Source organism: Actinophytocola sp., from assembly GCF_036378875.1.
Lineage (GTDB): Bacteria > Actinomycetota > Actinomycetes > Mycobacteriales > Pseudonocardiaceae > Actinophytocola.
Window position 1 is genome coordinate 32,937 of record NZ_DASUVO010000128.1, and the last position, 13,141, is coordinate 46,077.

Sequence of the window (13,141 nt, forward strand, 5' to 3'; positions counted from 1 at the left end):
ACACACAGGACCCGCGTGTCCAACGTACGAAACCGCTGAGTTCAACAAATCGGACAAGCGCGAATTGCTGAACTCAGCGGTCTGGACTGTTGGACACGCGGGTCTCTGGTGTTGGGCACGCGCGGGGTCAGGCCAGGGCGGCCAGTGCTGTGTGTGTCAGGACTCGGACGCCGGTCAGCAGGGCGCGTTCGTCGAGGCGGAAGGTGGGCTGGTGGATGTCGGGCTGGGGGCCGTCGCCGGACCAGACGCCCAGGCGGGCGAACGAGCCGGGAACGTTCTCCAGGTACCAGCCGAAGTCCTCGCCGCCCGAGGACTGCTTCGTGGTCGTGATCGCCTGCTCGCCCAAGGCCGCTTCGACGCCCGCACGTAGGACGGATTCCGACTCCACGTCGTTGACCACCGGAGGAACGCCGCGGCGGTGTTCCAGCTCGAAGCCGACGCCGGTCGGGGCCAGGAGGGACTGCACGAGGCCCGCCACCAGCGGTTCCAGGTCGGCCCACACCTCGTGGTCGCCGGTCCGCAGGGTGCCGCGCAGCACGCCGTCCTGCGGGACCGCGTTCGGCGCCTCACCCGCGTGCACCGCGCCCCACACCAGCACCGTGCCTGAGCGCGGGTCGATGCGACGGGACAGCAGCGCCGGCAGACCGGTGATGACCGTGCCGAGCGCGTGCACCAGGTCCGCGGTCAGGTGGGGGCGGGACGTGTGGCCGCCCGGCGAGGTCAGCCGCAGCTCCAGCAGGTCCGTCGCCGACGTGATGGCGCCGACGCGAGTGCCGACCCTGCCGACCTCGAGGCGCGGGTCGCAGTGCAGACCGAAGATCGCCTCGACTCCGTCAAGTCCCCCAGACGCGATGACGTCCAACGCGCCACCCGGCATGACCTCCTCGGCGGGCTGGAACACGAGCCGTACCCGGCCCGGCAGCTCCGGCGCGGACGCGAGCGCGAGGCCGGCGCCGAGCAGCATCGAGGTGTGCCCGTCATGGCCGCACGCGTGTGCGGCGCCGGGAATGGAGGAGGCGAACGGCAGGCCGGTGAGCTCGGTGATCGGCAGGGCGTCCATGTCGGCACGCAGGGCGACACAACGGTCGCCGTCGCCGATGTCACAGATCAACCCGGTGCCGGTGTCGAAGACCTTCGGTCGCAGCCCCGCAGCGGACAGCAGGCCGGCTACCAGCTCAGTCGTGTTGTACTCCCGCCGCGACAGCTCGGGATGCTGGTGGATGTGCCGGTACCAGGCCACGACGTCGAGGGCGTTGCGGACAAGCCAGTCGTCCAGCCATGCCGGCCCTCGGCCGGCTCCTATGTCCTCCACAGAGGGCATACTGACGCCCTCGTCCGTGATTAGCACACCGGTTGCCCTGTTCGCGGCGGAACTGCCGCCCTCCTTGGGCGCATCGGACCGCGAGTCGAGCACAGTCACGCGGTCCTCCCAAGTTTTCGTGAGTTGGTCATGATTTGCCAATCCTGCACCATTGCGCACGAGGTTTCCTGGCCTACCGATTGCCGGTACGACCAGAGCGCCGAGTGGCCACGGCGCTTCAGCCTCGCTAAACGATCTCGGTCGGCCAGCGGTCAGCCGGCCTTCGCCTTCTTCCGACGAATGCTCCGGCCCCAGATCACGATGCCTACCAGCACGACGGAGGTGATCCCCATGACGAGCTTGCGCCGTGACTCCTGACGGTCCGCCTCCGATTCGGCGGGGTCCAGGTCGACCGTCGGTGCGGTCGTCCCGGTGGACGGTCCAGTGGGCGGCGTCGATGGTGGTTGCCCGGCGACGAGGCCGTACTCGCGATTCGACGGTTGTGACTCGGCGAGCGCGTGAACCGGAAGCAGCGCCACGATGAGGCCCGTGAGGGTCACAAAGAGCAGTCGAGTGGCGCTACGCATGTGACCAGCCTAGCGAAGCGAGTCCATCAGTCGCTGTCTGTCGCGCTGAGGATCGCCATAACGTGACCATCAGGACGCAGACAGATCACCCCGAGATCCCACGCGACCCGGCGAAACCAGTCGTTGGCGGCGTCGAACGTCCACCACGTGCAGCCGACGTGCCACCCACCCGCGAGCGCGGATATCGAACGCCACGTGGCCGCCCGCCCGTACGCGTTACCGAGCCTCCGGCTGTACGCGCCGCCGTTCGCGGCCGCCAGGAACAGCGTCGTCACCACGTTGTCCAGCGCGGCGCGGCGCAACGCGAGACCACCCCCCGCCACGGAGTCCAGTTCGAGTGCCTCGATCGTCCTGATCCCCACGTCGGCCGCCGCCAACGGCTCGGCGAGCGTGAACAGGGCGGCTTCGGCCTTGCCGTTCGACTCCGTCAGCCAGGTGTGGACGGCCGCGGTGACGTCCGGTGGCGTGGTCTGCCGCTCGACGGTGGGCACCGCGCCAGGAACGGTGATCATCTCTGCCTTGCTCGGCCAGGGCCCACCCAGCCGGGTCTCGCCGGGCAGCGGGTGTAACGGCAGGTCAGCGAGAGGATGACCGACGAGTCGTCGTTCCCACGTCGCCGCGACGCGAGCCACGGACTTCCGCCGCACGATCATCTCGTGCAGGAGGCAGGCGCCCAGCTCGGTGGCCTGCTCACCGGGTGGCAGCTGGCGCAGCAACTGCTGGAGCGCGTTCGTGCGCTGTGACCGCGCGAGCAGGGCCGCCACGTCGCGTATCTCGGTCGCCGGCAGCCCGACCGCGACGTCGGCCGCGGCGGCGGCACCGGACGGTGTGCGGCTGAGCAGGCGAAACACGTGGTCGAGCGCACTGCTGAGCGCCCAGTCCCTTGGCGAGGCCACGAGTTCGTGCCCGAGTGCGGCCAACCGGTCCACCGGCCACCGGCCGAGTGCCGCCAGGATCGGCTTGGTGTCCGAGCCGTCACGCAGCTCGGACAGCACCTGCTCGACCTGGTTCAGTCCGAGAACTCCTTCAGTATCCGTTCCGCCGCGAGCGTCGGCGTCAACTCACCGTTCGCCACCTGCTGTTCGAGCTCGGGAGTCAGCGCACGCACCCCGGGATGCTCCGACAGCCGCGTCAGCAACGTGTCCCGCACCATCGTCCACGTCCAGTCGACCTGCTGCCGCCGGCGTTTCTCGGTCAGCTCACCGGACGAGGACAGCACGTCGTGGTGCCTCCTGACCTGCTCCCACAGGGTGTCCAGCCCGGCGCCGGTCAACCCGCTGCACGTCAGCACCGGTGTGGTCCATGCCTCGGCCGGTCCACGCAGCAACCGCAGCGCACCGGCCAGCTCCCGCGCGGCCTTGCGTGCGGCCATCTCGTGGTCGCCGTCGGCCTTGTTCACGGCGATCACGTCGGCCAGCTCCAGCACGCCCTTCTTGATGCCCTGGAGCTGGTCGCCGGTGCGGGCGAGGGTGAGCAGCAGGAAGCAGTCGACCATGTTGGCGACCGCGACCTCGGACTGCCCGACGCCGACCGTCTCGACCAGCACGACGTCGTAGCCGGCGGCCTCCATCAGCACGATGGTCTCGCGGGTCGCGCGGGTGACCCCGCCGAGCGTCCCCGAGGTGGGCGACGGCCGGATGAACGCGGCGGGATCCACGGCGAGCCGCGCCATCCGCGTCTTGTCACCGAGGATCGAGCCGCCGGTGCGCGTCGAGGACGGGTCGACGGCGAGCACCGCCACCCGATGTCCTACCTGTGTCAGGGATGTGCCCAGCGCGTCGATGAACGTCGACTTGCCCGCCCCGGGCACGCCGGTGATGCCGACCCGGTGCGCGCCGCCGGAGTGCGGCAGCAGCTCGACCAGCAGTTGCTGCGCCAGCGCGCGGTGGTCGGGCTTGCGCGACTCGACGAGCGTGATCGCCTTGGACAGCGTGCCCCGATCGCCGGCGAGGACACCCTTGGCGTACGCCTCGATGTCGATCTCGCGAGCCATCAGTGCTGGTCGATGAGCTTGCGTAGCAGGTCCGTCGCGGCCTCGGCGATCACCGTGCCCGGCCCGAAGATCGCCGCCGCGCCCGCGGCACGCAGCTCGTCGTAGTCCTGCGGCGGGATCACGCCACCGACGACGATCATGATGTCGTCGCGGCCGAGCGCGGCCAGTTCGTCCCGCAGCGCCGGCACGAGCGTGAGGTGCCCGGCAGCGAGCGAGTTGACGCCCACGATGTGCACGTCCGCCTCGACCGCCTGCCGCGCGACCTCACCAGGAGTCTGGAACAGCGGACCCACGTCGACGTCGAAGCCGAGGTCGGCGAACGCGGTGGCGATCACCTTCTGGCCCCGGTCGTGGCCGTCCTGACCCATCTTGGCGACGAGGATGCGTGGCCGCCGGCCCTCGGCCTCGGCGAACTCGTCGACGACCCGCCGCGCTTCCTCCACATTGGACACGCCGCCGACCTCCTCCGAGTAGACGCCGGAGATCGTACGGATCTGCGCGGAGTGCCGGCCCCAGACCTTGCCGAGTGCCTCGGAGATCTCGCCGACGGTCGCCTTCGCGCGGGCGGCGTCGATGGCCAGCGCGAGCAGGTTCCCGGTGCCGTTCGCGGCCGCCGACAGCGCGTCCAGCGCCCGGTCGACGGCGGTCTGGTCGCGTTCCTCCCGCAGCCGGCGCAGCTTCTCCACCTGCTGTGCCCGCACCTGCGCGTTGTCGACCTTCAGCACGTCGATGTGCTCGTCGACATCGACCCGGTACTTGTTCACCCCGATCACCGGCTGCCGCCCCGAGTCGATGCGAGCCTGCGTGCGTGCGGCCGCCTCCTCGATGCGTAGCTTCGGGATGCCGGCGTCGATCGCGCGGGCCATGCCGCCTGCGGACTCGACCTCGCTGATGTGTCCCCAGGTTTTGCGCGCCAGCTCGTAGGTGAGCCGTTCAACGAAAGCGCTGCCACCCCAGGGATCGATGACCCGCGTGGTGCCGGACTCCTGCTGCAGCAACAGTTGCGTGTTGCGTGCGATGCGGGCGGAGAAGTCGGTCGGCAGCGCGAGTGCCTCGTCCAACGCGTTGGTGTGCAAGGACTGCGTGTGCCCCTGCGTCGCCGCCATCGCCTCGACACACGTGCGGATCACGTTGTTGTAGACGTCCTGCGCGGTGAGCGACCAGCCGGACGTCTGGCAGTGCGTGCGCAACGACAGCGACTTGTCGGACTTCGGGTCGAACTGATTCACGAGCTTCGCCCACAGCAGCCGCGCGGCACGCAGCTTGGCGACCTCCATGAAGAAGTTCATGCCGATGGCCCAGAAGAATGACAGCCGCGGCGCGAACGTGTCGACCGAAAGACCAGCGTCGACACCGGCGCGGATGTACTCCACTCCGTCCGCGAGGGTGTATGCCAACTCCAGATCCGCGGTCGCGCCGGCCTCCTGCATGTGGTAGCCGGAAATGGAGATGGAGTTGAACCTCGGCATGTGCTGGCTGGTGTGCGAGAAGATGTCGGAGATGATCCGCATCGATGGCTGCGGCGGGTAGATGTAGGTGTTGCGGACCATGAACTCCTTGAGGATGTCGTTCTGGATGGTCCCGGTCAGCTGGGCCTGCTGCACACCCTGTTCCTCGGCCGCCACCACGTACAGCGCGAGGATCGGCAGCACGGCGCCGTTCATCGTCATCGACACGGACATCTTGTCGAGCGGGATGCCGTCGAACAGCTGCCGCATGTCGTAGATGGAGTCGATGGCGACCCCGGCCATGCCGACGTCACCGGCCACACGCGGGTGGTCGGAGTCGTAACCGCGGTGCGTTGCGAGGTCGAACGCGACCGACAGCCCCTTCTGGCCGGCCGCGATGTTGCGGCGGTAGAAGGCGTTCGACTCCTCGGCGGTCGAGAAACCGGCGTACTGACGGATGGTCCACGGCTGGTTGACGTACATCGTCGGGTACGGCCCGCGCAGGAACGGCACGATGCCCGGGTACGTGTCCAGGAAGTCGAGGTCCGCGGTGTCTTCTTTGGTGTACAAGGGTTTCACGCCGATGCCCTCCGGCGTCTCCCACACCAGCGCGTCCGGTCCCTTGCCGGTCGCCTCCTGCACGGCGGCCTGCCAGTCGGCGGCAGTGCCCGTCGCCGGCTCGCCCAGGGGGATCTCGGAGAAGTCGGGGATCATGACTGTTCCGCCTCCCCGGAATCAAATGTGTTGGTTGCGTTGGAAAGGGACGGTTCCGTTTGGTCACGTACTTGTGGCCGGTTTGCGTCACGTTTCCCTGAGGTGCGGTTGCGAAGCGCTCGGCTTGTTGTCATGACTCGCCTTTCAACGCGGCCTCGAAGGGTTCGGCGTAACGCACTCTCGGCAGGCCACCTGACGCCGGCGCGGGCACCGGCTCACGGGTCAGCGGCTTCTCGTCGTGGTTCGGGAACACGGTGACGCCGGTGATCGCTTCCTCGCCGGCGTCGAGGCGAGCGGTGCGGGCGTCCCGGACCGCGGCGATGCGCTCGTCGACCAGCCCGGAGTCGAGTGCGGCGAGGATCCCGCCGGCCCGCTCGACCTCCTGGAACACCGCCCAGCCGGCCTGAGCCAGCTCGTCCGTGTGCCGCTCCACGTACCACGAGCCGCCCGCCGGGTCGATCACCGCGGCGACCTTGGACTCCTCGAGGAGGATCGACTGCGTGTTGCGGGCGATGCGGCGGGCGAACGCGTCCGGCAGGCCGATGGCCGTGTCGAACGGCTGCACGGTCACCGCGTCCGCCCCGCCGACCCCGGCGGCGAAGCACGCGAGCGTCGTGCGCAGCATGTTCACCCACGGATCGCGGCGGGTCATCATCGTGGAGGAGGTCACGGCGTGCTGCGGTACGACCGTATTGGCCCCGGTCACGTCCGCGACCCGTGCCCACAGCCGGCGCGCGGCCCGCAGCTTGGCGATCGTGCCGAACTGGTCGGCGGTCGCGGCGAACCGGAACTCCAGCTGTCGCGCGGCGTCCTCGACGGACAGGCCGCCTTCCGTGAGGGCACGCAGGTACGCGACGGCGGTGGCCAGCGCGTAGCCCAACTCCTGCCCGTCCGACGAGCCGGCCTCGTGGTACGGCAACGCATCGACGACCACCGACCGCAGCCTCGCGTACCGCTCGGCGATTCGTGCCATCTCGACGGCGACGTCCATGTCCTGCGGCGTACCCGTTCTGGCTCGCAGCCCGATCGGGTCCGCGCCCAGGTTGCCGCGAACCTCGCTGGGCTGGATTCCCTTGTCCTCATGGACGTCCAGCAGGCCGCGAGCGGCTGCCCCGACGTCCGCGCCGGCGTCGAGCGTGACGGGCGCGAGGTCCACGTACACCTCGGACAGCACATCCGGCAGCGCGTCGACCGGCACCCCCGCCGCGCCGACGACCAACCACAACGACGTGACGCCGTTCTCCAGGTCGGCGAGCACCGCGCGGCGGGTGACGTCCGGATCGGGATGAGCGTGGCGCTGGCGGACGTCCCAGTCGACGCCCGCGGACCGGTTGCCCCGCGTGAACGGTGTCAGCCCAGGGAAGCCGGCGTTCGGGGCCGCGTCTTTCGCGGTGTAGAGGGGCTGGAGCGCGAAGCCGTCGTAGGTTTCGGTGGTCAGTGCTTCTGAATCGATGCCCGACCGGCTCAGGACTTTGTCGACAAGAGCCTGCCACTGGTCCCTTGTCGCCGGGGTGAACTCCGATGCCAGCCGCAGCTGGTCCGCCGAGGTCATAACCTTCGATGCTACTGACCGGTTATCTCAGTGCTAGGGCACGTGAGTGTGAGGCTGATCGCTGGTACGGGCACAATGTCGCCGTGTCCAGCACTGGTGAGCGGGTTGTCGCCGGGCGCTACCGGCTGCGCCGGCTGCTCGGCCAAGGTGCCATGGGCACGGTCTGGGAGGCGTTCGACGAGTACCTGCTCCGCCCGGTCGCGGTGAAGGAGGTCCTCCTGCCGCCGGGCATGCCGGAGGACCAGGCGGCCGAGCTGCGGGAACGGACCCTGCGGGAGGCACGTGCCATCGCCGCACTGTCCCACCCGAACGTGATCACCCTGCACGACGTGGCCCGCGACGGCGACGAACCGCTCGTCGTGATGGAGTACATGCTCGCGCACAGCCTGGCCTCGCTCATCGACGTGTTCGGCGCGCAACCGGAGGGCAGGGCCGCGCGGATCGCCGACGCTGTCGCGGCCGGGCTCGCCGCCGCGCACCAGGCCGGTATCACGCATCGCGACGTCAAGCCGGGGAACGTGCTCATCGGCGTGGACGGGCGGGTCAAGCTCACCGACTTCGGCATCGCCAGGAACGTGGCCGAACGGACGCTCACCAGCACCGGCATCATGCTCGGCTCACCCGCGTACATCGCGCCGGAGGTCGCCGCCGGCCGAGAGGTGACCCCGGCCGCCGACCTGTGGGGCCTCGGCGCGACGCTGTTCGCGGTGATCGAGGGCCGGCCGCCGTACGACGTCAACGGGGCGGTACTCGCGACGGTCAACCAGGTGGTCAACGGGGAGGTGCCCAGGCCGTCGGTCAAGGGGCCGCTGAGCGACATCGTCGCCGCGCTGATGGTGAAGGAACCGGCCAAGCGGATCTCGTTACGGGAGCTGCGTAACCGCCTGCACTCGCTGTTGCCGCCGCCGAGCACGCCGCTTCTTCCGGAGGAGGACCTCGCCCGCCTGACCGAGGTCGCCGCCCAATGGGCGGAGCGAGCGATGACCAAGCCCGAAAAACGCACCGACCAGCACGACGAGGGAACACCCGGCGCCGGCCAGGCTGGTTCGGGGAATGCCCTGGGTGCCTCGCCCTGGTCTGCCGCTGAATTCGATGAGCCCTTGCCGCCAGGTTCGACACCGCTTGCCGCCGACCCCGGTCCGCTGCCTTCCCCGAGCTCCTGGGGGAGAGCACCGCTCTCTTCCGAGTCCGCTGCTCCATCCGGATCGCCTCCGTTGGTCGCCGAGTCAGGAGGCGAGCCGTCGGCGGAGAGAGCACCGCTCTCTAACGAGTCGGATGCTCTGTCGCGCCCGGCAGGAAGGTCGGCTTCGGAAGCCGCCACGTCGGGCTTCGCCTCGGGTGCTGAGCCGGGCTCCGAGTCGGGTGCTGAGTTGGGCGCTGGGTCAGGAGCTGGGTCCAGTGCTGGATCGGGCGCTGGATCCGCGGCTTGGTTCGGCGCTGGGTCAGGTCCTGGGTCGAGCGCTGGGTCTGACGTTGGGTCCGGCGTCGGGTCGGGCGCTGGGTCCGGCGTTGGGTCCGGCGTTGGGTCGGGTGCTGAATCGGGTGCTGAATCGGGTGCTGAATCGGGTGCTGAATCGGGCGTTGGGTCCGGCGCTGGGGCCGGCCTTGGGTCCGGCGTTGGGTCGGGTGCTGAATCGGGTGCTGGGTCCGGCGTCGGGTCAGGTGCTGAATCGGGTGTTAGGTCGGGCGCTGGATTCGGAGCTGGATCCGGAGCTGGGGCCGGCGCTGAGTTGCCGCCCGGTTCGACGCCGCTCGCCGCCGATCCGGGACCTTTGCCTTCGCCGGGCAGTGTGCGGGGCAATGCACCGGGTAGTGCACGGGACGGTTCGACGGGCAATGTGCGAGGCAGCTCACCAGAGAGAGCGCCGCTCTCTGGCGAGTCCGGTGCTCCACCCGGGTCAAACCCGCAGGCCGCTGGCCCTGGAGGTCAATCCTCGTCAGGGAGAGCGCCGCTCTCAGGAGAGTCTGGTGCTTCACCTGGTTCGGACCCGCAGGGTGCCGGATCGGGAGGCTTGCGTTCCTCGGGGAGAGCGCCGCTCTCTGCGGAGTCTGGTGCTTCGCCTGGTTCGGACCCGCGGGGCGCTGGGTCGGGAGGTTTGCCGTCCTTGGGGAGAGCGCCGCTCTCTGCGGAGTCTGGTGCTCCGCCCGTGTCGAACCCGCAGGCCGCTGGCCCTGGAGGTCTGTCCTCGTCGGGGAGAGCATCGCTCTCGGCTGAGTCTGGTGCTTCGCGCGGGTCGGCTCCGCGGGTGGCCGGGGCGGGAGATATGCCGTCGTCGCTAAGAGCGGCGCTCTCGGGTGAGACTGGTGCTCTATCGGAGAGCGGTGCTCGTGCTGGAGAGCCGTCGCTCGCGTCCGCGCCTGGGCCGTTGCCGTTCGAGCTGGCCGACGACGAGCCGGTGCGAGTGGTGCGGGGTTCCATCGCCACCGGTGTCGTGGCGTTCCTGGCCGTGCTGCTGTTCTTCGCCGCGGCCGCTGGCGGGTTCGCGCTGTCCCGGTACGTCGGCGGCAAATCGATCCTGCCGCCGGAGGAGGTACTGCCGACGGTCACCAGCACGCAGTCGCAGGAACAACCACCCGACACGGTGAGCCCCCGACCCGGCAACGCGGGCGGTGCGGAACGGCCGGGCGGCGGTTTCTCGGTGCCCGTGCCACGCGACTGGGTGCAGTTCGTCGAGCAGATCGACGACGACGAGTTCGTGGCCAGCACCCGCGTGTACTACGCGTCGCCAGACGGCACCCAGCTGGTCACGGTCGAGCGGTTCCCGGGTTTCTACCCCGGCTACACGATCGCCGACTACCTGGACCGGCTGCAGGCCGCGGAACCCGGCGTGACCATCGACATCGTGTACCAGCGGGCGATCCCGGGTCTCGACGACGACGCGTCGCCAGAGGCCGCGCTGGAGCTGAACTACCGCGCGACGGCCAACACGAAGGTGCTCGCCCCGAACGATCAGGCCGCGCAGGACCAGAGCAGGGTGACGTTCGCCCGCCTGCTGCCGTACGCAGGTGATCTGTGGGTGGTGTCGGTGACCGTGCCCATCGACCAGGAGGACTCCGGAAGCACCCTGTTCGAGCGGATTGTGCCGAAGTTCCAGGTCACCGGCTGATTGTCGGTGGAGGCACGTATTCTCGCCGCGTGACTGACACCCAGGACCTCGCCGCAGCGGCGGCCACGGCGCTCGCCAAGCAGACCGGCGTCGACACCCACGACGTCGCGCTGGTGCTCGGCTCCGGTTGGCGACCCGCCGCCGACGAGTTGGGCACGCCCGAGTTCGAGGTGTCCGTGGCGGACCTGCCTGGTTTCATCGCACCGACCGTCCTCGGGCACGGCGGCACGTTGCGGTCGTTACGCGTCGGCGACAAGCGGGTGTTGATCCTGCTCGGCCGCACCCACCTATACGAGGGCCTCGGTGTTGGCGCGGTGGTGCACGGGGTGCGGACGGCCGCCGCGGCCGGGTGCCGCACGGTCGTGCTCACCAACGCGGCCGGCTGCCTGCGGGACGGCGTGTCGGTCGGCCAGCCGGTGCTGATCAGTGACCACCTGAACCTGACCGCCACGTCACCGCTGGTGGGCGCACAGTTCGTGGACCTGACCGACCTGTACTCGCCGCGGTTGCGGGCGCTGGCCAAGGAGATCGACCCGACGCTGGTCGAGGGTGTCTACGCGGGACTGCCGGGCCCGCACTTCGAGACGCCGGCCGAGATCCGCATGCTGCGTGTCCTCGGCGCGGACCTGGTCGGCATGTCGACGGTCCTGGAGGCGATCGCCGCGCGGGCGGCGGGTGTCGAGGTGTTCGGGCTGTCGCTGGTGACGAACCTGGCGGCCGGGGTCACGGGTGAGCCGCTGAACCACGAGGAGGTCCTGGAGGCGGGCCGCGCGGCGGCGTCCCGCATGGGTGTGTTGCTTCGTTCTCTGGTGGAACGGTCGTGAGCCTTCCGTCGGAGTTGCGGGACCGGGCCTTCCGGTGGATCGCCGACGATCCCGACACGGCGACCCGCACCGAGCTGCAGCAGATCACCGCCCGGGCCATGGGCGGCGACCCGGCCGCGGTGGACGAGCTGGCCGACCGCATGAACGGGACGTTGACGTTCGGCACGGCCGGTTTACGCGGTCCGGTCCGGGCGGGCTCCAACGGGATGAACCGTGCGGTGGTCCTGCGAGCGACCTATGGCGTCGCGGTGTGGTTGAAGCACAAGGGACATCTGGGCGGCACGGTGATCGTCGGCCGTGACGCGCGGCACGGTTCGGCCGAGTTCGCGGAGGCGGCGGCGCTCGTGCTGACGGCGGCGGGTTTCGTGGTGCGCACGATGCCCGGCCCGCTACCGACACCGATGACCGCGTTCCACGTGCGTGCTTTGGGTGCGGTGGCGGGCATCCAGGTGACGGCGTCGCACAATCCGCCGGCTGACAACGGGTACAAGGTGTACGCGGCCGACGGCGCCCAGATCGTGCCGCCGGACGACACGCTGATCGAGACGGCGATCCAGTCCGCCCCACCGGCCATGTCCGTGCCGACGGCGCCGGGCGCGTCGCCGATCGACGACGTGTCGGCCTATGTCAAGCGCATCGCCGCGTTGCCCCGCGGCACGGCCCGCGAGCTGCGGGTGGTGCTGACGCCGATGCACGGCGTCGGCGGGGAAACGGCCGTGGAAGCGTTGCGGGCAGCGGGTTTCACCGATGTCCGGCTGGTCGAGGCGCAGGCCGAACCGGACCCGGACTTCCCGACGGTGACGTTCCCCAACCCGGAGGAGCCGGGCGCGGCCGACCTGCTGCTCGCGTATGCGTCCGAAGTGGACGCGGACCTGGCCATCGCGCTGGACCCGGACGCGGACCGCTGCGCACTGGGAGTCCGCGACGGCGCCGGCTGGCGCATGCTGCGGGGCGACGAAACAGGCGTGCTGCTGGGTTCCCACCTGCTGTCCACAGTGGACTACCCGGATCCGTTGGTGGCGTCGACCATCGTGTCGTCGTCGATGCTGTCACTGGTGGCGGCGGCGCACGGGGCGCGGCACGTGGAGACGCTGACCGGCTTCAAGTGGCTGATGCGTGCGGGCGAAGGCCTGGTGTTCGCCTACGAGGAGGCACTCGGGCTGTCGGTGGACCCGGACTTCGTGCGGGACAAGGACGGCATCTCGGCGGCCGTGGTGGCATGCGACATGGCGGCGACGCTGAAGGCGGCGGGCCGCACACTGCTGGACGTGCTCGACGACCTGTCGGTCAGGCACGGCGTGCACCTGACTGACCAGGTGTCACTCCGCTTCGACGACGTGTCGGCAACGGCCCCTCTGGTGGCCTCGTTACGCGCGACACCACCGGCGGTACTGGCGGGCGCTGCGGTAACGCAGGACAACCCTGCCCCGGACATCGTGCGCCTCCGTGGCGAGGGCGTGCGGGTGGTGGTGCGCCCGTCCGGTACAGAGCCGAAAGTGAAGGCATATCTGGAGGTCATGGTCCCGGTGACGGAGACGCTGGCCTCGGCACGCACGGCGGCGGAGAACCGGCTGGCCGAACTACGCGAAGAGGTAAAGGCCCTGCTGAAGGTGTGA

Annotated in this window: 9 protein-coding genes and 1 pseudogene; 4 read left to right on the forward strand and 6 right to left on the reverse strand. The window is 69.8% G+C overall.

All coding sequences use genetic code 11. The annotated features are described in order from the left end of the window. Nucleotides 1-127: 127 nt before the first annotated feature. The 6 genes from VF106_RS36325 to VF106_RS36350 all read right to left on the reverse strand — a co-directional run bounded on the left by VF106_RS36325 (nucleotide 128) and on the right by VF106_RS36350 (nucleotide 7,594). A complete protein-coding gene (locus VF106_RS36325) occupies nucleotides 128-1,420 on the reverse strand; it encodes a M20 family metallopeptidase (protein WP_330844478.1) in 1,293 nt (430 codons plus the stop codon). Between the two features lie 152 nt (nucleotides 1,421-1,572). Further along, nucleotides 1,573-1,887 (reverse strand): hypothetical protein, encoded by a 315-nt coding sequence (locus VF106_RS36330; protein ID WP_330844479.1) that lies wholly within the window; start codon nucleotides 1,885-1,887, stop codon nucleotides 1,573-1,575. Between the two features lie 26 nt (nucleotides 1,888-1,913). After that, entirely contained in the window at nucleotides 1,914-2,882 is a 969-nt protein-coding gene (locus tag VF106_RS36335) for a DUF6183 family protein (protein WP_330844480.1), read from the reverse strand. Between the two features lie 14 nt (nucleotides 2,883-2,896). After that, nucleotides 2,897-3,880, reverse strand: coding sequence for a methylmalonyl Co-A mutase-associated GTPase MeaB (gene meaB, locus VF106_RS36340; protein WP_330844481.1), 984 nt, complete (start codon nucleotides 3,878-3,880; stop codon nucleotides 2,897-2,899). Continuing rightward, nucleotides 3,880-6,042, reverse strand: a complete 2,163-nt coding sequence (scpA, locus tag VF106_RS36345) for a methylmalonyl-CoA mutase (protein WP_330844482.1) — start codon at nucleotides 6,040-6,042, stop codon at nucleotides 3,880-3,882. Before scpA ends, meaB begins: the two co-directional genes overlap by 1 nt. A gap of 130 nt (nucleotides 6,043-6,172) precedes the next feature. Beyond that, nucleotides 6,173-7,594 (reverse strand): methylmalonyl-CoA mutase subunit beta, encoded by a 1,422-nt coding sequence (locus VF106_RS36350; RefSeq protein WP_330844483.1) that lies wholly within the window; start codon nucleotides 7,592-7,594, stop codon nucleotides 6,173-6,175. Nucleotides 7,595-7,746: 152 nt separating this feature from the next. Here VF106_RS36350 and VF106_RS36355 point away from each other — a divergent pair. The 4 genes and pseudogenes from VF106_RS36355 to VF106_RS36370 all read left to right on the forward strand — a co-directional run. Further along, a pseudogene (locus VF106_RS36355) lies at nucleotides 7,747-8,514 on the forward strand (serine/threonine-protein kinase); the annotation flags it as partial. Between the two features lie 1,446 nt (nucleotides 8,515-9,960). After that, nucleotides 9,961-10,701 carry a hypothetical protein gene (locus VF106_RS36360; protein WP_330844533.1) on the forward strand — a complete coding sequence of 247 codons (741 nt, stop codon included), beginning with the start codon at nucleotides 9,961-9,963 and terminating at the stop codon, nucleotides 10,699-10,701. Nucleotides 10,702-10,730: 29 nt separating this feature from the next. Beyond that, the gene (locus VF106_RS36365) at nucleotides 10,731-11,525 is read left to right on the forward strand and encodes a purine-nucleoside phosphorylase (protein WP_330844484.1); all 795 of its coding nucleotides are present in this window, start codon (nucleotides 10,731-10,733) and stop codon (nucleotides 11,523-11,525) included. After that, on the forward strand, nucleotides 11,522-13,141 hold the full coding sequence (locus VF106_RS36370; protein ID WP_330844485.1) for a phospho-sugar mutase: 1,620 nt from the start codon (nucleotides 11,522-11,524) through the stop codon (nucleotides 13,139-13,141). The genes VF106_RS36365 and VF106_RS36370 overlap by 4 nt, the downstream gene beginning before the upstream one ends.

Coding starts and splice junctions, on each gene's coding strand:
- VF106_RS36330 (WP_330844479.1), bottom strand. CDS start 1,887: ATGCGTAGCGCCACTCGACTGCTCTTTGTGACCCTCACGGGCCTCATC.
- meaB (WP_330844481.1), bottom strand. CDS start 3,880: ATGGCTCGCGAGATCGACATCGAGGCGTACGCCAAGGGTGTCCTCGCC.
- scpA (WP_330844482.1), bottom strand. CDS start 6,042: ATGATCCCCGACTTCTCCGAGATCCCCCTGGGCGAGCCGGCGACGGGC.
- VF106_RS36350 (WP_330844483.1), bottom strand. CDS start 7,594: ATGACCTCGGCGGACCAGCTGCGGCTGGCATCGGAGTTCACCCCGGCG.